General features: G+C 36.9%; 17 protein-coding genes and 1 riboswitch. Of the genes, 8 read left to right on the forward strand and 9 right to left on the reverse strand.

Annotated elements, in window-relative coordinates; genetic code table 11:
- Window positions 1–56 precede the first annotated feature (56 nt).
- From lysA to ACF3N8_RS08620, 7 genes are all read right to left on the reverse strand, one after another.
- Window positions 57–1,322 carry a diaminopimelate decarboxylase gene (gene lysA, locus ACF3N8_RS08590; protein WP_238100659.1) on the reverse strand — a complete coding sequence of 422 codons (1,266 nt, stop codon included), beginning with the start codon at window positions 1,320–1,322 and terminating at the stop codon, window positions 57–59.
- Entirely contained in the window at window positions 1,322–2,395 is a 1,074-nt protein-coding gene (locus ACF3N8_RS08595; RefSeq protein ID WP_238100660.1) for an alanine racemase, read from the reverse strand. Before ACF3N8_RS08595 ends, lysA begins: the two co-directional genes overlap by 1 nt.
- Window positions 2,396–2,399: 4 nt before the next feature.
- A complete protein-coding gene (locus ACF3N8_RS08600) occupies window positions 2,400–3,548 on the reverse strand; it encodes a M20 family metallopeptidase (protein WP_009384008.1) in 1,149 nt (382 codons plus the stop codon).
- A gap of 81 nt (window positions 3,549–3,629) precedes the next feature.
- Window positions 3,630–4,349, reverse strand: a complete 720-nt coding sequence (gene dapD, locus ACF3N8_RS08605) for a 2,3,4,5-tetrahydropyridine-2,6-dicarboxylate N-acetyltransferase (protein WP_009384007.1) — start codon at window positions 4,347–4,349, stop codon at window positions 3,630–3,632.
- A gap of 3 nt (window positions 4,350–4,352) precedes the next feature.
- Window positions 4,353–5,090 carry a 4-hydroxy-tetrahydrodipicolinate reductase gene (gene dapB / locus ACF3N8_RS08610; RefSeq protein WP_238100661.1) on the reverse strand — a complete coding sequence of 246 codons (738 nt, stop codon included), beginning with the start codon at window positions 5,088–5,090 and terminating at the stop codon, window positions 4,353–4,355.
- A gap of 3 nt (window positions 5,091–5,093) precedes the next feature.
- Complete coding sequence (gene dapA, locus ACF3N8_RS08615; RefSeq protein ID WP_009384005.1) at window positions 5,094–5,969, reverse strand: 4-hydroxy-tetrahydrodipicolinate synthase; 876 nt, start codon at window positions 5,967–5,969, stop codon at window positions 5,094–5,096.
- A gap of 6 nt (window positions 5,970–5,975) precedes the next feature.
- A complete protein-coding gene (locus ACF3N8_RS08620) occupies window positions 5,976–6,962 on the reverse strand; it encodes an aspartate-semialdehyde dehydrogenase (protein WP_009384004.1) in 987 nt (328 codons plus the stop codon).
- Window positions 6,963–7,119: 157 nt separating this feature from the next.
- Window positions 7,120–7,296, reverse strand: a riboswitch (Lysine riboswitch).
- Window positions 7,297–7,725: 429 nt separating this feature from the next.
- On the opposite strand from ACF3N8_RS08620, the gene ACF3N8_RS08625 reads away from it, so the two are divergent.
- Window positions 7,726–8,766, forward strand: coding sequence for an alpha/beta hydrolase (locus ACF3N8_RS08625; RefSeq protein WP_009384003.1), 1,041 nt, complete (start codon window positions 7,726–7,728; stop codon window positions 8,764–8,766).
- Between the two features lie 141 nt (window positions 8,767–8,907).
- Here ACF3N8_RS08625 and ACF3N8_RS08630 read toward each other — a convergent pair whose 3' ends face one another.
- Entirely contained in the window at window positions 8,908–10,515 is a 1,608-nt protein-coding gene (locus ACF3N8_RS08630; protein ID WP_009384002.1) for an ABC-F family ATP-binding cassette domain-containing protein, read from the reverse strand.
- A gap of 183 nt (window positions 10,516–10,698) precedes the next feature.
- Here ACF3N8_RS08630 and ACF3N8_RS08635 point away from each other — a divergent pair, with 183 nt between their 5' ends.
- The gene (locus tag ACF3N8_RS08635; RefSeq protein WP_238100663.1) at window positions 10,699–11,598 is read left to right on the forward strand and encodes a S1 RNA-binding domain-containing protein; all 900 of its coding nucleotides are present in this window, start codon (window positions 10,699–10,701) and stop codon (window positions 11,596–11,598) included.
- 383 nt (window positions 11,599–11,981) lie between these two features.
- Window positions 11,982–13,595, forward strand: coding sequence for a bifunctional UDP-sugar hydrolase/5'-nucleotidase (locus tag ACF3N8_RS08640; protein ID WP_238101896.1), 1,614 nt, complete (start codon window positions 11,982–11,984; stop codon window positions 13,593–13,595).
- Window positions 13,596–13,936: 341 nt separating this feature from the next.
- On the opposite strand, the gene pepF is transcribed toward ACF3N8_RS08640, so the two are convergent.
- A complete protein-coding gene (pepF, locus tag ACF3N8_RS08645; RefSeq protein ID WP_238101897.1) occupies window positions 13,937–15,748 on the reverse strand; it encodes an oligoendopeptidase F in 1,812 nt (603 codons plus the stop codon).
- 131 nt (window positions 15,749–15,879) lie between these two features.
- On the opposite strand from pepF, the gene ACF3N8_RS08650 reads away from it, so the two are divergent.
- The 5 genes from ACF3N8_RS08650 (at window position 15,880) to ACF3N8_RS08670 (ending at window position 20,741) form a co-directional block, all read left to right on the forward strand.
- Entirely contained in the window at window positions 15,880–16,224 is a 345-nt protein-coding gene (locus ACF3N8_RS08650; protein ID WP_009383998.1) for a hypothetical protein, read from the forward strand.
- Window positions 16,225–16,364: 140 nt separating this feature from the next.
- Window positions 16,365–17,999 carry a choice-of-anchor I family protein gene (locus tag ACF3N8_RS08655; RefSeq protein WP_238101898.1) on the forward strand — a complete coding sequence of 545 codons (1,635 nt, stop codon included), beginning with the start codon at window positions 16,365–16,367 and terminating at the stop codon, window positions 17,997–17,999.
- A gap of 228 nt (window positions 18,000–18,227) precedes the next feature.
- Window positions 18,228–18,473, forward strand: a complete 246-nt coding sequence (locus ACF3N8_RS08660; RefSeq protein ID WP_009383996.1) for a hypothetical protein — start codon at window positions 18,228–18,230, stop codon at window positions 18,471–18,473.
- 225 nt (window positions 18,474–18,698) lie between these two features.
- Window positions 18,699–19,427: a hypothetical protein gene (locus ACF3N8_RS08665; RefSeq protein WP_009383995.1), complete on the forward strand. Its 729-nt coding sequence runs from the start codon at window positions 18,699–18,701 to the stop codon at window positions 19,425–19,427.
- Between the two features lie 699 nt (window positions 19,428–20,126).
- Entirely contained in the window at window positions 20,127–20,741 is a 615-nt protein-coding gene (locus ACF3N8_RS08670) for a CadD family cadmium resistance transporter (RefSeq protein ID WP_009383994.1), read from the forward strand.
- Window positions 20,742–20,964: the final 223 nt, after the last annotated feature.

The raw sequence follows: 20,964 nt of genomic DNA on the forward strand, positions 1-20,964 counted from the left end.
ACCGTGAACTTAATCACGATATAGACGCTTCAGACAATCTATCAAACTCTATTAAATTATTTCGTATCGTTAATAATTAATTGACGTAAAGACTGGCGTTTAATCACTTCACGCGCCTTACCATCTTTTAAGAAGAAGACAGAAGGTTTCTGCATTTGGTTATAATTTGAAGCCATAGAATAATGATAAGCACCAGTTGATAATACAGCTAGGTAATCACCACGTGCTACACTTGATGGTAGCTTAACATCTTTCGCAATTATGTCGCCCGATTCACATAACTTACCGGCAACCGTAACCGTTTCATCCGCTTCATCATCACGATTCACAAGCTTCACATCGTATTTCGCATCATATAGCGCAGTTCGTATATGATCACTCATACCGCCATCAATTGATACGTATTTATTCACTTCTGGAATTTCTTTAATCGTGCCAACTTCATATAACGTAACCCCAGCTTCACCTACAATTGAACGTCCTGGTTCTATCGCAATTTCAGGTAGTGGATAACCAATAGAGTCACTCACAGACTTTAAGCTATCCGTAATCTTCTTAATACCTGATTCAATAGGGAATGACGTATCACCGTCAACGTAACGGATACTGAAACCGCCACCTAAATTCAAGATATCAACTTTGATATCATTCTCCTTCAACCAGTTTAAAACAATTTCAGCAGTTTCAATCATACCGTCAGTTTCTTCAATTTGAGAACCGATATGGAAGTGAATTCCTTTTAAATTTAATTTTTTAGAAGCGTTAATTTGATCAACCGCTTCTTTAGCAAGGCCTTTTGCAAGAGAAAGCCCAAACTTGCTATCTTCCTGACCAGTACGGATAAACTCGTGCGTATGCGCCTCAACGCCTGGATTGACACGAATTAATACGTCAACTTGTTCTGACGCATAACGGTCGATTAACGCGATCTCATCAAGTGCATCGACTACAAAGTAACCAATACCTTGTTCGAGCGCATAACGAATTTCATGTTTCGTCTTATTGTTACCGTGAAAGTGAATATGCTTTGGATCAAAGCCAGCTTCGAGTGCTGTGTACAATTCACCCTCAGACACAACGTCTAACTCAAGATTTTCTTCTTGTACAAGTTTTACCATTTGAATACATGTAAATGCCTTAGATGCATATGAAATGGAATAGTTTAAGCCACTTTCTTGAAAAGCCTTATGGTAACGTCTCATTTGTTCACGAATTTGATCTTCATCATAAACAATCGTTGGGGTACCAAAGCTTTGAGCTAAAGTACGTAAACTTGTACCGCCCATCGCGAGTTCGCCACGTTTATTATAATTAACAACCATTATACATACTCCTTTATTAAAGAATCATGATTCATTGCACTTAATTGTTCGGAGTTAGCGCCAACTCCTTTGAAAGTGAACTCATCAATTCTGATATCATTATTATATAAAATTACGTCATCTTCTGCATGGACAGTGTCATCTACTTCGACAAACATATGACTCATCATAAGCCCACGAATCGGATAACGCTTGCCATTAATAATTGCTTCTTGGCCTTTTGCGCGCGCTTTTAGAATGCCATCACCATAGCCAATATCGACTACAGCTAATTTCGTATTTTCCTTAACTTCGTATGTAAAACTGTATCCGCAATAATCACCTTGCTTCAGATCTCTTACTTGTATCACTTTACCACTAACAGTGAGCGATTGCTTGATTAAAGCAGGGGATAATTGGCTGTAGGGACGAGAACCATATAACGCTATACCAATTCGCGCATGCGTGTGATGGGGGAAGACACCATCTTCACGATAGTAACTTGCACTGTTTTGAGCGTGTATATAATCAAATGTATAGCCTTGATTTAAAAGGGCGTCTACAATTTCTAACCAATCGCGCTTTTCTGTTTCATATTCTGGTACATCAAATTCATCTGCATAACCGAAATGTGTCCATAGTCCAACGATATTCATTTTATGAGATTGGTCGTTATTCGCGTGATCTTCAAGTACTTCAAGAATCTCACTATAGTTATGTAACCCTGAACGATGTAACAAATTTTCAAATTCTAAATGAACGGACACACCCGCTAATTCCTTCTTATTATAATAGTAGAAATCTAGCGACGGAAGGGTCATTTGAATGCGATACTTACGCAATAAATCGAATTCAAACGTAGGGTTCATTAGAAAAATGGTCGCATCGTCTGTAAGTTTACGGACACGAATCGCTTCTTTAAGTGACGTTGTGCTAAACGTGTTAATGCCTGCCTTTAAAAATTGTTTCACTGAAAACTCAAGACCGTAATGGTAGGCGTTATTCTTCACAACAGCCATGATTGAATTGTTCGAAACAACATTTTTAGCGTTATCAAGAAATTGTGCCGTGTTAACTGACCATGTGGCTGTCATAGTTTCACTCCTCGTTAAAATGCATTAGTAACTGTTCATAAAAATTCGCCACATCTACTAATATCTTTTCATCAAAGTTAAGTGTAGATGTGTGTAAACCTGTCACGAAGTCCTTGTCAACATTGCGCGTACCAAAGAACACGAAGTAACTTGGCGCAATTTGATTATAGAAACTGAAATCTTCACCGAAGAGGTAAGGTTCTTCGTTAAATACAGGCTCAAGTTGATTTAATTCTAAACTACGTAATACGTGGTCTTTTAATACAGGCGCATTCATCGTAGGTGGGTAACCGACCTCAAATTTTAATTCACAAGAAACACCATATAACGCTTTGACGCTCTCAGAAATTTTCTTCATTTGTTCCTGAATAATGCTGAGATCATCCATATCATATGTACGAATCGTACCTTCTAAGTAACCATTACTTGGCACGGTATTGATCGCTTCACCCGCGCTAAAGCGACCGATATGGACGATATTACGTTTTAAACCATTTAAATGAAAGTGTTGAATTTGAGTCAATTGCGTAATCACATGCGCCAACGCTTCGCTTGTTGCGCGCCCTTGTTCTTTATTCGCAACGTGGCTTGAAAGACCTTTTAAAAAGAAACGATACTCAGTCGCACTTGCGGTAAGTTCATGATCCTTAACGACAACTTTGCCTTCTTCTTCAAAAGGCATGACGTGAACGCCAAAGATTGCGTTGATATCATCCTTTGAAAAGGCACCTTCTTGAATGAGAAGGTTAGCGCCGCCACCACTTTCTTCTGCAGGTTGGAAAATGAAGATCACATTGTGAGGAAGCGCACCCTTGTCATAAAGCGCTTTACAACGTGTGACAAATAGCATGAGGGCAGTCGTATGACCGTCGTGACCACAAGCGTGCATGCGACCTTCATGTTGACTCTTGTAAGACACGTCATTCTCTTCAGTAATCGGTAGTGCATCGATATCCGCTCGAAACGCTATGGTCTTGTCACTGTTACCTTCAAGGCGACCGATTACGCCTGTTTGAAGAGGGCGTTCATAAGGAATTTCTAACTCTTCAAGAAAGTTAACGATATAAGCCGTTGTATCAAATTCTTGAAGACTAACCTCGGGATATTGATGTAAGTGACGACGGTGGTGTGTCACAAATTCTAAATCTGTCATAAACTCAAACCTTTCATAACATACTAGGTAAAAAACTAAGCGAATATCCAAAGCACGGACTTCGCTTAGTTAGAAAGAATATTATTGATTTAAATTTCTTAATGCTGAAACAATTTCACGCTTAGAGTCTTCAACGTCAGTCGCTTTTTTAATTACTTTAGCCGGAGTACCTGCTACAACTGAATTCTCTGGAACATCTTGCGTTACGATTGCACCTGCAGCAACGATAGAACCTTTACCAACGCGTACGCCTTCAAGAATAACTGCGTTCGCACCGATTAATACGTCGTCTTCGATAACAACTGGTGATGCGCTAGGTGGTTCAATTACGCCAGCTAATACAGCGCCTGCACCAACGTGCACGTTTTTACCTGTTGTAGCGCGTCCGCCTAATGTCGCGTTCATATCAATCATTGTGCCTTCGCCAACTACAGCACCAATGTTAATCGTAGCACCCATCATGACTACAGCACCGTCACCGATTGTCGCATGTTCACGGATAAAAGCACCTGGCTCGATACGAGCGTTTGTATTTGTTAAGTCTTTCATAGGGATAGCAGAATTACGGCGATCCATTTCAATTTCGAATTCTTCAATGACTGTTTCGTTTTGCTCATAGAACGCTTTCCAATCATCCGCTTCGCAGAATACGACTTTAGAACGTTCCGCACCAAATACTTTAAATGTGTCCGGGAATGTGACTTCACTAAATTCACCGTTCATATATACTTTTAACGGTGTTGATTTCTTAGCCTCACTAATATATTGGATAATTTCCTCTGCAGTAAAATCTTTAACCATCTCTTAATTCGCTCCTTTGTTTAAATTATCAAATGTGTAATAGCCATTAGGCTTGTCAACTAGTGTCAATGCTGCTTGAATCGCACCATTTGCGAAGATATCTTTAGACTGCGCACGATGTGTTAGGGTGATTGTTTCATCAATACCTGCGAAGAGTACATCATGTTCACCCACAATCGTACCACCACGAAGGGCGTGAACGCCAATCTCATTGTTTGTACGCTTACTATTTTTCTCATGACGATTATGTTCTTGATAAACGTCTTGTCGTAACGACTCGATGACATCGTATAGTTTCACAAGCGTACCACTTGGGGCGTCTACCTTTTGATTATGATGCGCTTCAGTTAACTCAATATCATAATCATTGAGTAGGGGAACTGCCACTTCTAACAACTTCGTTAAGACATGAATACCATAACTCATGTTCGCGCTGAAGAAGACGGGCATATCTTGACCAAGCTCTTGTAAGCGTTCAATAATTTGTTCCTTTTCACCAGTTGTTGCGATAACAAGTGGTAATTTGAAATCTTCTTTTAATAATGGAAGTAATAGTTCCGGATTTGAAAAGTCGATAGCGACATCCGCAAGCTCCTCAACATCCTTAATTGAATGATAGACAGGGTAGGGATATGATTTATCACTTTTCACAATCACACCTACAACTTCATGACCACTTTCTTCCGCTAATCTTGCAACACGTTTATTCATTGCACCGTAACCGATTAATGCGATTTTCATGAATTATTCACCTCTTTTATATGCTTCATATGCTTTTTCTAATTCTGCTTTGTCTTCATCTAACATTGGAACAAGAGGTAAACGTAACTCATAGTTTCCAAAGCCTTCATATGCAGTTAACACTTTGATAGGGATAGGGTTCACGTCAACTTCAAGTGCATTGAGTAATGTTTGAATGTTCTTGAAATTATCATTAAGATTCGCTTTGTCATCATCGAAAAGTCTTTGATAAGCGCCAGGGATCACATTAGCGATTACAGAAATGATACCATGACCACCGCGTTCAATGTATTCAACAACATTGCCATCATTACCACTATATAAAGCGAACTCATCCATGTTTAATTGGTCTTTAAGCGCTTTAACATATTCCATGTCGTCTGTAGCGTCTTTAATACCTACAATGTATTCGTTCTTGCTTAATTCAACAACCGTTTCAACATCAATAAATAGGTTTGTTCTTGATGGTACGTTATATAAAATGACTGGTAACTTTGCTTCATTCGCGATTGTTTCAAAGTGCTTAATTAAGCCACGTTGATTCGTTTTGTTGTAGTAAGGCGTGATTAACATGATACCATCTGCGCCAAGTTCACGCGCTTCAACAGATGCTTTAACTGATTTCGCTGTATTGTTAGTTCCTGTACCAGCGATAATAGGAACGCGTCCGTTTGCTTCTTCAACAACTGTCTTTAAGATTTGACTCTTCTCATCGTCTGTTAAAGTAGGGTTCTCAGCTGTAGTACCATTTACAACAATTGATTTCGCGTTATTTTCAATTAAAAAGTTAACGTGTTTCTTTAAAGCCTCGTAATTAACCTCGTCATTTACAAAAGGTGTTGTAATCGCGACACCTGTACCTTCAAAAATATGTGCCATATTTATTTATGCTCCTTTCGAATTTAATAATTGTTCTAAGATTTGAACTGCGTTTAATGCTGCACCTTTTAATAAGTTATCCGACGTACACCATACGTGGAAAGTGTTTGGAAGTGATTGGTCTTGGCGAATACGTCCGACAAAAATCTCATCCTTACCAGTTGAGTGGATAGCTAAAGGATACTCGTTATTCTCAGGATTATCGACTAAAACGACACGATCATCTTTGTCAAATACGTCTTGGATAGCTTGAACTGTCGCTTCTTTGTCTAACGTAACGTTGATATGCACGCTATGACTGTCTTGAACAGGTACACGTACACATGTCGCCGTTACGTTTAAGTCAGGTAAGTTTAAAATTTTACGTGTTTCATCAATCATTTTCTTTTCTTCTTTCGTATAGCCATCTTCTAAAAAGACATCGATATGAGGTAACACGTTGTTGTAGATAGGGTGAGGGTATGCTTCTGGAGCTTTACCGTTTGCACCTTCCTCAAGATCGCGTTTACCTTTGACACCTGAACCTGATACCGCTTGATATGTTGTGTAAGCAACACGATTTAAACCGAAAGCTTCATCTAATAATTTCAGTGGTACCACTGATTGAATTGTAGAACAGTTCGGGTTTGCGATAATCTTACGTTCAAGCTTAGGTGCGTTAACCTCAGGTACGATGAGATCGATATCTTCAGTCATACGCCATTGACTCGAGTTGTCTATTACAATTGCACCATGTTGTTCGAATAATGGAGCGAATGTTTTACTTGTGCCGCCACCAGCACTCATAATTACATAGTCAAAATTGCCATCAGTCTTATCCTCAGTAAGTTCTTGAACCGTGTACGTTTTACCATCGAATTCAACTTCTTGTCCTGCTGATCGCTTTGATGAAAAAAGCACAAGTGAATCGTAAGAAATGTTTTTACGTTTAATCGTTTCCAAAACATTTCTTCCTACTAATCCTGTTGCGCCTACTACTGCTAAATTTGCCATTGACATTCACTCCTAAAAATAAATATAAAAATTTTAAAATTCTGAAACTTTTAATTGTAATTTAGACCAATTTCATATTTTAAAACAAACATTCGACACAGAGTACAATAGAATATAAAAAAACAAGTTCGGGTGCGCCGAACTTGTTATATCTATATACAAGTGATGCACTCCATTATCTTTCAAATAATGACAGACTCTCAGCTCTTAACCATAGAATCCAATAAATGAAATCTGCTACATCATTTATTTCGGCATCTCACCCTTTCATAACCAGCCACTAGCAGGTGGTCATCTGGCTATTACTGATGATTGATGCGCCTCATCAATATCATATTCAATTGGTATGGTTTACATTATACATAAACCCACATGTCCTGTAAACTCATTTGACAGAAAATTTAGAAACTCTTACGCATTTATGCGTTAGAGTTTCTTATGGGGAGCGAGATAGAAGGCGGGAACCGACTTCGTTTTCGAGCCCTCGCAAGGCTGACTAGATTGCTTGGAAGCTTGAAAAGCGCATCAAGCATTCAGTCAGCTACTGCGCATTGAGCTTTATAGAAGAAAGTATACTTAAATTCTAGAAAAAAATTCAAACAATCCAAATTATATCTAAAGGGCTTTTCAAAAAGTAAAAATTTAACACTTTAAGAAAGTGTTTCAAATTAAACTTTCACGTTATAAGAAAGTTAAATGGGGTAGAACGTTTATAATTAAAGATTCTTAAATAAATACATAACTACAAAAAGGAGTCTACTCAATGAAAGCATCTCGTTTAATTACGGCATCTATACTCGTATCAGCACCTTTTGCAGTCTTAGGTTTTTACAAATTTGCGGAAAAGGAATCTATTCTAGCACGAATTATTCAACTTAAAGATGGATTTACGAACTACCGTAAGGCTAAAACTTATGAAGAAGTGATTGATGATAAATATAAAATTATTAATAACGTTCAATATGATACAGAATTACCTCGTGGCTTTTGCGACATCATCACGAAAAACGATGAAGGTGACGCAACACGCCCAACTTTCATCTATATGCATGGTGGTGGCTTTGTCGTAGGGGATAAAATCGAAGGCGATCCAACGACTAATGCGGATGATGCGTATATGAAATATAAATTCGAGGCGATGGTGGAATATGGCTATAACGTGGTTACGACGAATTATGCCTTTGCGCCATGGTACAAGCATCCGAAACAAGTTGAACAAATTTCACGCTTGGTCGAATTTTTAAAAGCCAATGCTGAAAAGTTTAATTTAAATAAAGACGAATTTATCATTTCTGGAACGAGTGCAGGCGGTAATCTCGCAGTCGAATTTGCGCTCATTCAAGTAAGCGAAACGTATCAACAACAAGTCGGCATTAAACCAGTATTAAATAAAGACAATATTAAAGCATTGTTACTTGAAGTACCTTTATTAGATCCTTATCGTTCTAACAAGACCCAAGCGCCGATTATATTAAATAATTTCTTATTCGGTAGAGGGGCGCGTGCCTATTACTATAAATCAGTGATACGAAAGTATAATCCGAAACTCGATTTAATCCGATATGTGGATTCAAACTTCCCGCCAGTCTTTATTACAGACGGCAATGCAGGTTCGTTTAAAGACCAAGCAACGGACTTCTACAACAAACTACAGGAACATGGCGTACCATCGGATATCTACGTCCCGTCATTTAAGTATGGTAAGAAGACGCATAGCTACATGAGTGATTTAAATTCACAAGCGACCAAAAATTATCATGAAGCACGTCATGCATTTCTATTACAACAAAACTTAGTACGATGAGTGAAAAGCCACGCCCATAGAGTAGGGTGTGGCTTTAGTAATTTGGTGAACAGTTAGCTTAAAATTTTTATCTTATGTCATTTTCTATAATCGACAAAAAAGGTACCGCATCTCAAACATGCGGTACCTCATTCATATAGCTTATAAGCTTTGTAATACGCCTTCTTCTTTAAGATAATCTTCGTATGAAAGTTCTTTTGAAACAGCGCCTGGTTTATTTAGATCAATGACGCGGTTCGCGATTGTATTAATGAATTCAAAGTCGTGTGACGTGAAGATGATAGAACCTTTGAAGTTCTTAAGACCTTCGTTGACAGATGTAATACTTTCAAGGTCTAAGTGGTTTGTTGGTTCATCAAGTAATAGCACGTTAGCGCTTGATAACATCATCTTACTTAACATACAACGTACTTTTTCGCCCCCTGAAAGCACGTCAGCTTTCTTCTTAACTTCTTCACCGCTGAATAACATACGACCTAAGAAGCCACGTAAGAATGTTTCAGTTTGCTCATCTTCAGGTGCATATTGACGTAACCAATCTACTAAGTTCATTTCAACACCATCGAAGTACTCAGAGTTGTCTTTAGGGAAGTAACTTTGAGAAGTTGTTACACCCCATTTAACTGTACCTTCGTCAGGTTCCATTTCACCAGCTAAAATCTTAAGTAATGTTGTTTTAGCAATTTCACTATCGCCGTATAATACAGCTTTATCATTAGGGTTCATCGTGAATGAAATGTTATCTAATACTTTTTCGCCATCTACTGTTTTAGAAACGTTTTCAACAAATAAAAGATCATTACCAATTTCACGTTCCGGCGTAAATTTAACATAAGGATAACGTCTTGAAGATGGTTGAATGTCATCTAGTTCGATTTTATCTAATTGTTTCTTACGACTTGTAGCTTGTTTAGATTTAGAAGCGTTCGCAGAGAAACGTGCGATAAAGTCTTGAAGTTCTTTAATTTTTTCTTCTTTCTTTTTATTTTGTTCTTGCGCCATTTTTTGAGCAAGTTGACTTGATTGATACCAGAAATCATAGTTACCCACGTAGATTTTAATTTTACCGAAGTCTAAGTCGGCAATGTGTGTACAAACGTTGTTTAAGAAATGTCTATCGTGAGATACAACGATAACCGTGTTTTCAAAGTTGATTAAGAAATCTTCTAACCACGCGATGGCTTTAATATCAAGACCGTTTGTAGGCTCATCCAGTAAAAGCACATCAGGATCACCGAATAAACTTTGCGCAAGTAATACTTTGATTTTTTGGTTATTTTCAAGTTCTGACATTGTTTTATCATGTAGGTTAGCTTCGATGCCTAAACCAGATAATAGGGTAGCTGCATCTGCTTCAGCGTTCCAACCATTCATTTCAGCGAATTCGCCTTCAAGTTCAGCAGCGCGAATACCATCTTCATCACTGAAATCAGGTTTCATATAAATTTCGTCTTTTTCTTTCATTACGTTAAATAAACGTTCGTGACCTTTAATAACCACATCAATCACACGTTCTTCTTCATAAGCGAAGTGGTCCTGTTTTAAAATAGCAAGACGCTCGTCTTTTCCTAATGAAACATGACCAGTTTGTGAATCAAGTTCACCAGAAAGAATTTTAAGGAAAGTCGATTTACCAGCACCATTAGCACCAATGAGACCATAACAGTTGCCGGGTGTGAATTTAATATTGACATCTTCAAATAATTTACGATCACCAAAACGTAAACTAACATCAGTAACTTGTAACATGTATTTTCTCCTTTATAACTTTATTCTAACGCATGCATTATACCACAAATCATAGTGACTTTCGATAAGGTAGGGACTTAGAAGTTCACGAAATCTTTGTTCGTCGCAAACCTTTTCGTGCTATGGTAAACACGCCATGTTATAATGAACAAAGTTAATCTGTACAAGGAGATAATTAAATCTATGGATCAAAATGAAATCATTGGTACGATAACCTTTTTAGAGGTAGTCGGGTTAAACGGCTCAACTTACCAACTTAAAGGACCTAATAACGAAACGATTAAAATGAATCAATCAGAAGTGAATGAAGAGGACGATCTAGAAGTCGGCGAAGAATATAGTTTCTTTGTTTATCCGAACCGTTCAGGAGAATTATTCGCAACTCAAAACATGCCTGATATAACAAGAGACCGTCATGGCTATATTACGGTAATTAAAACTGACCGCGATGGGGCACATATGGACGTTGGCCTGCCGCGTGAGGTGTTAATTCCTTGGGTGGATTTACCTAAGTTAAAAGACCTTTGGCCGGAAAAAGGCGATCAATTGTTGTGTACATTGCGTGTAGAACGCGATGGTCAATTATTCGCACGCCTAGCTACAGAAACAATTGTTCAAGAGATGTATACACCAATTCATGATGATTCATTACAAAATGCGGTAATCGAAGCGCGTCCGTACCGCTTATTACGTGTCGGCACTTTCTTATTATCTAAAGACGGTCATAAGATATTTGTGCATGAGTCAGAACGTAAAGAAGAACCAAGACTTGGCCAATTAATGGAAACACGTATTATTGGTTACAATGAAAAAGGTGAGCTTAACGGTTCATTTTTACCACTTGCGCATGAGCGCCTAGATGATGACGGACAACTCATTTTCGACTTACTTGTTGAATATGACGGAGAATTACCATTTTGGGATAAATCAAGTCCTGAAGCCATCAAGGAAGTTTTTAATATGAGTAAAGGCGCGTTCAAACGTGCAATCGGTCATTTATACAAGCACAAAATCATTAATATCGAAACAGGTAAAATTACGTTAACGAAAAAAGGTTGGTCTCGTGTAGACGATCCTAAGTAATGTTGATTTAAGTCCTCGACCTACAATGGATAATAAATCTGTTGTAGTTCGGGGCTTTTTATGTGGTCAAGCATCATTCAGTGGTAGGTGGGGAAGGTAGAAACTTGATGGGGAAACCGTCATCACGTCTCAGAACCCTTGAAACTTGATGAGGAAACCATAATCACGTCTCAGAGCCCTTGAAACTTGATGGCGAAACTGTCATCACGTCTCAGAGCCCTTGAAACTTGATGGTTGAAACTTAATCAAGTCTCAAGACCACCACATTCCCCAATTCATGCATTTATTATAAATTAGATTTACAACTTTTTAACTGAATCAATATATTTACTAAATTTCCCATTGATAGAATGAACTTGGTTACTATCATAGGGAGGGTTTTTATGAAATCGTTATCTTCTAAAATATTGTTAAGTATCACACTCTGTCTCGCATTATTATCTATTCCTTTTGTGCTGAATCAAGCCACTTCTAAAACCTCTAACACGAAATCCTCTTCACATGAACACACAATTTTACATACAAATGATATTCATGGGCATTACTTAGAAGAAAAGGGCGAATTTATCGGAGCGCCTAAGTTAAAGACCATTAAAGATGAAACGAATCCTGATTTATTCGTGGATGCCGGTGATATTTTCCAAGGATATCCTGCTTCAGATCACTCTAAAGGTGAAGCGATGGCAAAAGTCATCAACGAACTTGATTACGACGCGATAGCGGTAGGTAATCATGAGTTAGATTTTGGTTATGACCAACTCATGAAACTCAAAAACCAAGTGAAGGCACCTATATTAAGCGCGAATATGTATAAAGATGGCGAGCGTCCATTTAAATCTTCAACATTTGTGAAAAGAAACGACACGAACTATGGGATTATCGGAGTTAATACTCCAGACACTGGTCGCATCACGCGCATATCAAGTATGAAAGGTGTCGAGTTTAAAGATCCGATTCAAAGTGCTACAAATGAAGCTTTAAAAATTCAAGATCAATCAGATGTTATCGTCGTACTGTCACACTTAGGCGATAAAAATAAGAAAGCAGCATATCGTGGCGATACACTATTAAAGCGATTAACAGATAACCCAGCAATTCATAAACCAGTTGTCGTGGTCGATGCGCATTCGCACACTGTATTAAAAGAAGGACGTACTTATAAAGGTAATGCGATGGGGCAAACGGGTCGTTATTTAAGAAACATTGGTCAAATCGACTTTAATCTTAAAGACGGTAAATTCTCTGACATCCAACCATCACTTATCTCAGAGGGTGAAACAAAACATGTTAAGCCTGATTCAAAGTTAAAGAAAGTCGTTAAAGATTTATATCATACCTTTAAGAAGGAAACTTCCGAAGTGATTCGTCAAGACAATCCAGTGACTTACCAATCACCGCTAGATAACGACGTGTCTAAAGAAACATCTCTAGGTAATGTGTTTACAGATGCTATAGAAACATATGAGTTCGATGAGCCAACAGATTTTGCAGTTTCAAATAGTAGTGCACTTGAAAAGGATATTCCAAAAGGTTCAATAACTATTAACGACGTCATGAACGCTATTCCATACGGTGTGACAAGCGCAGTACAAACTGATGTAAAAGGGCACGAAGTTAAAGCAGCATTTGAACATAGTTTAGCTCAAGAAGTTGTCAACGTTAACGGCGAATCACAACTTAAATTCTATGGTGGCTTCTTACAAGCTTCTGATTCAATTAGTGTGAAATACGATATCAATCAGCCTAAAGGTTCCCGTGTCACAGAAATTAAAGTTAAGAATAAAGAAACTGGTAAGTTTGAGCCACTTGATAATGATAAAACATACCATGTCGCAATGCATGATTACATTGGTCGTGGTGGTCAAGGATATTCAATGTTTGGTCGCAACATTGAAGAAGGTGACGCAATGGATAAAGTGTTTATGAACTATCTAAAGGATGCCGACTTAAGTAAATACGAAGGTAACCAACCAAGCCGCATCATTCCAATGTCTTGAGTTAAGCCATTTTGAAAAGCATTTGATACGAATATAGCTAAAAAATAAGCGAGGCTAGGATGAATTAAGGAATTGGCATAATTGCTTTATTCTATTACAATTCTCCAAACAGCTGACTCAGAGGGCGGGGCCCCGGCAAAGAAATTTGCGTAGCAAATTAACAAGCTATGCAAGCCGGGGCTCTTTATTATGATCAAAGAAGCCTGAGCTTCTTTGTAAGTCCAACTACCGTATTAAAAATACGAGTTGGACTTTAGAAGACTACAGGCTCCGGCCACGCCCCAGGAAAGCATGCTGTTTAAGGGAATTGTAAATATATCCTAGTCTCGCTCTTATTTATGCTACGCGTGCGCTTCAATTTCGTCTGTTAATGCTTCAAGTTCATCCACTAATTCACCAATATAAGCAATTGTTTCTTTAAGTGGCTTTTCAGTGGTGATATCGATGCCTGCTAAGTGAGCTAAATCGATAGGCGACATACTGCCTCCAGCTTTCAAGGTCTTAATCCAATCATCTACCGCAACTTGGCCTTCGTTCTGAATACGTTTCGCCATTACAGTACCAATCGTTAAACCTGCTGAATACGTATATGGATATAAGCCCATGTAATAGTGTGGCTGACGCATCCAAGTTAACTCAGCACCTTCAGTTATCAATATTTCGTCTCCCCAGAAGCGTTCAATCACATTACGCTTAATTTCATTTAATACAGGTGCGTTGATAACTTCACCTTCATCAACACGGCGGTATACCTCACGTTGATAACAAGCTTCTAATAAGTGCGTTACCATATTATGATAGTACGTTCTTGAAATGATTGAACCTATCACCCAACGTTTAAACTTCGCATTGTTACTATTCTTGAAAAGATATTGTGCCATCAACATTTCGTTCATCGTAGATGGTGCTTCGACAAAGTACATAGATGGTTCTGATTCAAGATAATTTTGATTATCATGCGTTAATGTAAAGTGACCTGCATGGCCTAATTCATGAACGAGCACGAATGCTTCTGTCATTTTTCCTGACCATGAGATAAAGATATAACTGTGAGATGCATAAGGACTCGCACAATATGCGCCAGTATCCTTATTTTTATTCTTAGGGAAGTCAATCCAGCGCTCATCATATGCACGTTTCACCATATTTAAATAATCCTTACCTAAAACTTCTAACGCACCATACATATATTTCTTAGAGGTTTCAATGGAGATATCCGGTTCATATGTGGGATCGACAGAAATCTTTATATCCTCAAATCGAATTTGATCAAGTTGGTTGGTACGCTTGATAACCTGCGCATATTTACGCATAATTGGCGCCAATTCCTCCATGATGATATCGATTTGACAGTCGTACATGTCACGTGTCACATCATGACTTTGTAATAAGAAGTCGATAACTGAATCATAGCCTCTTAGATCAGCTTCAATCTTTTCACGTTGAACGTGGAGATTATAAGTTTCTGCTGTCGTATGTTGATACTTTCTTAATGCATCAGAGAAATGCTCGAAACTTTTACGTCTAAAGTTTGTGTCAGGGTGATCTTCATACTCATTTTCAAAGGTCACATAGTCCATTGGATACGTTTTACCATCGACCTCAAAGTCACCAAATTGTAAATCTAACATCTTAGTCGTACCGTATAAATTCATCGGCGCATAGAAAATAGGTGAAAAACTTGCTAGTGCCTCTTCAACATTAGGATCAAGTTGGTACGGCTTTAGTGCTTTAAGTTTCGTTAAATAATACGGATATTCAGAGGTTTCAATAAGTTCATTAAGTAAATCCTCATCAAGCTCTAGAAGTTCAGATTGCACGAATGTCAAGTTTCGTGCCATTTTACCACTTACACTTACGAATTTAGCTTCTACTTTTTGATATTCCGGATTAGCAGTATCTACGCTTAATTGAATACCAGAATAATTGGCTAATCTTTCATATTGAATAAGTAAGTTGCTATATTCTTTTAAAGCTTCAATAATGGTTTCTTTATCTGTTAATCGGTTTTTATAAGTGTCATGGAACTTCTCTGTGGCTTTTAACGTGTCGTCTAACGTTTCATAAAAGGCTTTGTCAGAAGGGAATAGGTCTGTTAAATCCCAAGTTTCTTCAGTTGTGACTTCTTGTCTAGTTGGTAGTTGATTGGTCATTACATTCACTCCTCTAAAATACTATTAAACTAAGTATAACGTAAAACACCAATATTCGCTTAAATCTTATTTTAATTAGCGTTTAAATCATGTAAAATTAAATAAAAGCATAATAAAGGAGTAAACATCATATGGCTATTTTTGAATTACCTAACTATTTATGGATTTCAGCTTTATCAGTTATAGTTTTAAACCTATTTTGTATTATCGCTTTAAAAAAGTGGATTGTAAGTGCAGTCATATCGTTCCTCGTATTAGGTTTACTCGCATTTGTCATTCCAAATTTCTATGATATTACGTTCGAACCTTTACTAGGTTACGCAGCGTTTATGGGTATCTTTAGCTTAGTACTAAGCTTTCTAATTTGGTTCTTTACCAAGGATTATAGAAGAAAGAGACGCGAAAAGAAACTACGCAAAGAGCTCGCTAAATACGAAACAGAAGATGAGAAAATAGATGAGCCTTGGACAAAATAATGTCCAAGGCTTTTTAGTTAGAACGAAAAGTAGACACACAATATATTAGAAATTTGTAGTTTTTTTATTCTTGTTTAACACAACCTTAATAATTAATTGGTATCATGCATTTAATTGAGTTTTAAAAAGGGGTTATGTATATGAAGAATTGGAAAAAGTTACTAGGTGCCACAGCCACATTATCTTTATTACTTACAGGTATCCATACTACTGACGAGGTGTCAGCTAAAGGTAAAAGTGAACATAGTCATAAAGAAATTTCAGTCGAAGAAACAGGGCGTTACGATAGTGGCGCGGCTTTTGGTGAAGGAGGCGCAGAAATTGTTAAATACAATAAGCACAATGGTTATGCGTACTCAATCAATGGCCATGAGTTGTCACTTGATATCATTGATGTGAAAAATCAAAAAGAAGGTAATATTGACTTAGTTAAACGAATTAAGTTATCTGAGTTTGGTATCGAAGCTAGCGATTTAACAAGCGTAGCCGTTCATCCTAGTGGCGAATATATCGCGGTAAGTGCGCCTGCTAAGGATAAAACAGATAAAGGTCATGTCGTGCTTTTCAATAAAGAGGGCGAACATATTAAAGATTTAGAAGTAGGTAGTTTACCTGATATGGTGACGTTCTCGAAAGACGGTAAAAAATTAATGGTTGCGAACGAAGGTGAACCATCTGATGACTACAAAACGAATCCTGAAGGTAGCGTTTCAGTAATCGACACTGAGAAGAAACCTGAATCTATTTCTCAAGACGACGTTCATACGTTGCCTTTCACAAAGGATAATTTACCTGAGGACTTAAGGCAAGTTGGTCCTAATAAAGAGGACGATTACTTAAATGCTGAGCCAGAATTCATCTCAGTAGATGACAATAATCAATTTGCATATGTAACGTTACAAGAATCGAATGCTCTAGCAAAAGTCGATATCCAATCAAACGAAATTGTAGACGTGAAATCAATGGGTTACAAAGACTATTCATCTAAGCGTAATCGTTTAGATGCGTCAGATAAAGACGATAAGCACCAATTAAAACATCAACCTGTTTTAGGTATGTACCAACCTGATGGCATCGCAACGTACCAGAAGGATGGTAAAACTTACGTCTTAACAGCGAACGAAGGTGACGCTCAAGATTATGAAGGCTATAGCGAAGAGACGCGCGTTGAGGATCTTAAAGATCAAACTCATTTAAAAGCCAAGCATTATGACGGTTATGGTCAGAAGAAACTAGATAACATGGCAGACCATAAAATCTTTGATGAGGATTCTTTAGGTCGCTTAAAAGTCACGAAGTCACATCCATTTAAAGATGGCGATAAGCATGAAGCATTCGTAACATACGGTGGACGTTCATTCTCTGTTTATGATACAAATTTATCTCAGATTTTTGATAGTGGTGACGATTTAGAAAAGCAAACGAAGAAACATGCGCCAGATCGTTTTAACGCTGAATATGAGTCTAAAGAGGAATTTGAAGCAGACAAACGTAGTGATAACAAAGGTCCTGAAGCTGAGTCTGTAGAGGTAGGCGAAGTGAACGGTAAAACGTATGCTTTCGTAGGTTTAGAGCGTACTGGAGGCGTTATGGTTTACGATATTTCAAATCCAAAACACCCTAAATACGTTCAATACATTTATAACAAGGAAAATAAAGACATTTCACCAGAAGGCATCACATTTATCGATAAGAAAGATAGCCCGAACGGTAAACCAATGCTTATGGTAGCACATGAATTAACAGGAACTGTCACAACTTATGAATTAGATTAACGCGTTTAATTATGGATAGGAATTGCATAGAAATTGCATGCTTTAGTAATTCAAAAATATAGCTTGATGAAATGATAAACTAAATAAATGGTTTCAAATGTACATTTTACAAATTATCAAACATTCGTAAATAATAACTAAAAGAATTTAAAAATTTTAATGAAAAATGCATAATTAAGCAAAGATGTGGTATTAAGGTACTATCACAAGATAAGGAGTGAATTTGAAATGAAATTAAAAGCATTAGCAGCAGGTATGACAAGTTTAGCATTAATCTTAGGTGCTTGCGGTAATGACACTGGTAAGAAAAAAGAAGAAAAACCAAAAACTGAGAAAAAATCAAGTACAAAAGATAAAATTAAAAAAGGTAAAGACGCAGCTAAGAAAGGTAAAAAGAAATACGATCAAAACAAAGACAAAATCAAAAAAGGTAAAGACGCAGCTAAAAAAGCAAAAGACAAAGTTAGCAACTAATACTGATTTTGATTTAGTAAATGCAGCTTAACATTACTATGTATAAATTACGTTGTTAATGTTTATACATAGCATTTACGTTAAACCTCAAGCGTTAACGCATGTCGTTAATGACTTGAGGTTTTTTTGTTTTCAAAAATATACATTTTAAGCCTATCCATATCTTTAATCTTTTTAATATTGTTGTATAATGAAATAAAAATATTCTAAAAAGGTGATATGTTAATGAAAAAAGCTATAACACTTTTATTAGTAAGCTCACTAATCCTTAGTGCTTGCGGTAATGAAGAACATAAAGATACTAAGTCAAATGAAAAGAAAACTGAAAGTAACAAATCAACTAAAGACAAGAAATCCCAAGATAAACAAAGTGAGAATGATAAGAAAACTGAGGAAGATTCTAAGGCATCAAATGAACAAGCTACTAATGAAGAACCTAAGCAAGTTGATAACTCATCAAATAGTCAAAGTAATCCTTATATCAAACATGAAGGCCAGGAATGGCGTTACAATACTGGAACAGGTTTGAGTTCAGGTGAAATGCAAAAAAAGTACGCGATTGAAAATGGTACTTATCAAGGTAAGGATGCACAACTCATTTTAGAAGCTTTAAAGTACTATGAAAGAACTTATGGCAATCCAGATACTATTAAAAAGGTTGAAGAATCGTCCCAGTATCCTTATACTGCTGAAGAATATAACCAATCAGTTGACGAATACAATGCCTTAACAGATGGCGAACAAATGAATTACGTTCAACGTGGCGTTACAAACAAAGAATATAATGATTTGCAACAACGTATAAATCAATTACGTTCTCAAATGGATACATCTCAGCGTGGTACTGATGCTGGTATGCTTGAAAATACACCTGACGCTTATTATTCTAACGATCAATTAGATCCTGAAACAGGTTTGCCAAGAGATGGTGAAGAACCTCATAAAGTGGAATAATTTTTAGTTTCACATATAAACTACTATAAAAATAATTTAGAACATCCGTAGGGGTGTTCTTTTAGTTACACCCATTACTTCCTATAATATATATTATGTAAACTAAAAGATAGTAAATCTTAGGTACCTCGCTTTATACGCCTATATTGTTGCTATTTTTGTACATTTAATTTCTTAGCATCTTTAATACGTTTTAATCGCTATATAATCATGAAGTTATATATGTTTTGGTTTGTTACGTGACCTTAACCACTAATCATTTAATTTAATCTAATGTCTTAAACCATGACCTTAACGTTATAACAAATCATTATTTTTCATATGAGATTTTGTTTTACGTAGATATCATTGGTAATTTAACACAACAGCTTATTACTATTATTTAGATTAGTCATAAATTACGCACTAGGAATTCTTTGTCTAATGTCAGCTATTAAGCAACCAATGATTACGATTTTACTAACGATATTATGCGTCATTGCTACCATTAATGACTAACATGCTGTAATTTGCATCGACGGATGATTATCCAAGTTAAACATCTCTCAGTGCACGAGAAACCGTCTCTCAGCGTCAGCAATCCCTTAAAGGTTTTTTGAACTAAACAAGTACAAATATCCACTAGTTTACATAACATAATTATAGTTACTTCATCCACATATGTTATACTTACCTAAAATCATAATTTAGGAGCATTCGATGTTATTAACAATCTTAACTTCAACGATATTATATATTGCTACGGCGGTAGATTTGCTCGTACTTTTGATCATTTACTTTTCAAAGGCGCAAACAAAACAACACCGTAGGCAAATCTATATTGGCCAGTATATAGGTTCACTGACGCTAATTACTATAAGTTTATTCTTCGCATATGTACTGCATTTCGTACCTGAAAAGTGGCTATTAGGTTTACTGGGTTTAATTCCTATTTACCTCGGCATTAAAGTGGCAATCTTTGGCGACGAAGATGAAGAAGAAGCTATGGAGAAACTTGATAAATATGGGCTTTCAAAGCTTGCTAAAACCGTTGCTTTAATTACAATCGCAAGCTGTGGCGCCGATAATTTAGGGTTATTCATTCCTTACTTTATTTCACTGAACTTCATAGAGCTTGCCGTAACCTTGGTCATCTTCATCATACTCATTTACATCATGGTGAAGGTTGCTGAAAAGATTAACCAGATTAGTGGTATAGGTGAAATGATTGAGACATATAGTCGGTGGATCATGGCGATAATTTACATCGGGCTTGGTATTTACATTCTCCTTGAAAATCATACATTTCAAACATTATGGGCTATGTTAACTTAAGGACCGAGCGCCGCTTTTTTAATAAAAGCCCTATAAGTAAAACGTTCTAATAAATTATTTTAAATTTATATTGCCAATATTTTAAAACGTGGTAAAATATAATTAAAGATTGATACATCATGATTATACTTCCTAGAAAATCTTTTAGGACTTGAGTTTCACGTCGTGCGACACGTGTGATTCAAGTCCATTTTTATGTGCTCATATACCGTTTGTCACCTTT

The sequence above is a fragment of the Staphylococcus massiliensis genome (assembly GCF_043186315.1).
Taxonomy (GTDB): Bacteria; Bacillota; Bacilli; order Staphylococcales; family Staphylococcaceae; genus Staphylococcus; species Staphylococcus massiliensis.

What these genes read in the sequence shown, in the direction of transcription:
- ACF3N8_RS08660 (WP_009383996.1), top strand. Translation starts at nt 18,228, where the DNA reads ATGAAATTAAAAGCATTAGCAGCAGGTATGACAAGTTTAGCATTAATC.
- dapD (WP_009384007.1), bottom strand. Translation starts at nt 4,349, where the DNA reads ATGGTTAAAGATTTTACTGCAGAGGAAATTATCCAATATATTAGTGAG.
- ACF3N8_RS08635 (WP_238100663.1), top strand. Translation starts at nt 10,699, where the DNA reads ATGGATCAAAATGAAATCATTGGTACGATAACCTTTTTAGAGGTAGTC.
- ACF3N8_RS08670 (WP_009383994.1), top strand. Translation starts at nt 20,127, where the DNA reads ATGTTATTAACAATCTTAACTTCAACGATATTATATATTGCTACGGCG.
- ACF3N8_RS08595 (WP_238100660.1), bottom strand. Translation starts at nt 2,395, where the DNA reads ATGACAGCCACATGGTCAGTTAACACGGCACAATTTCTTGATAACGCT.
- ACF3N8_RS08625 (WP_009384003.1), top strand. Translation starts at nt 7,726, where the DNA reads ATGAAAGCATCTCGTTTAATTACGGCATCTATACTCGTATCAGCACCT.
- ACF3N8_RS08665 (WP_009383995.1), top strand. Translation starts at nt 18,699, where the DNA reads ATGAAAAAAGCTATAACACTTTTATTAGTAAGCTCACTAATCCTTAGT.
- ACF3N8_RS08650 (WP_009383998.1), top strand. Translation starts at nt 15,880, where the DNA reads ATGGCTATTTTTGAATTACCTAACTATTTATGGATTTCAGCTTTATCA.
- ACF3N8_RS08630 (WP_009384002.1), bottom strand. Translation starts at nt 10,515, where the DNA reads ATGTTACAAGTTACTGATGTTAGTTTACGTTTTGGTGATCGTAAATTA.
- ACF3N8_RS08640 (WP_238101896.1), top strand. Translation starts at nt 11,982, where the DNA reads ATGAAATCGTTATCTTCTAAAATATTGTTAAGTATCACACTCTGTCTC.
- dapB (WP_238100661.1), bottom strand. Translation starts at nt 5,090, where the DNA reads ATGAAAATCGCATTAATCGGTTACGGTGCAATGAATAAACGTGTTGCA.
- ACF3N8_RS08620 (WP_009384004.1), bottom strand. Translation starts at nt 6,962, where the DNA reads ATGGCAAATTTAGCAGTAGTAGGCGCAACAGGATTAGTAGGAAGAAAT.
- pepF (WP_238101897.1), bottom strand. Translation starts at nt 15,748, where the DNA reads ATGACCAATCAACTACCAACTAGACAAGAAGTCACAACTGAAGAAACT.
- lysA (WP_238100659.1), bottom strand. Translation starts at nt 1,322, where the DNA reads ATGGTTGTTAATTATAATAAACGTGGCGAACTCGCGATGGGCGGTACA.
- dapA (WP_009384005.1), bottom strand. Translation starts at nt 5,969, where the DNA reads ATGGCACATATTTTTGAAGGTACAGGTGTCGCGATTACAACACCTTTT.
- ACF3N8_RS08655 (WP_238101898.1), top strand. Translation starts at nt 16,365, where the DNA reads ATGAAGAATTGGAAAAAGTTACTAGGTGCCACAGCCACATTATCTTTA.
- ACF3N8_RS08600 (WP_009384008.1), bottom strand. Translation starts at nt 3,548, where the DNA reads ATGACAGATTTAGAATTTGTGACACACCACCGTCGTCACTTACATCAA.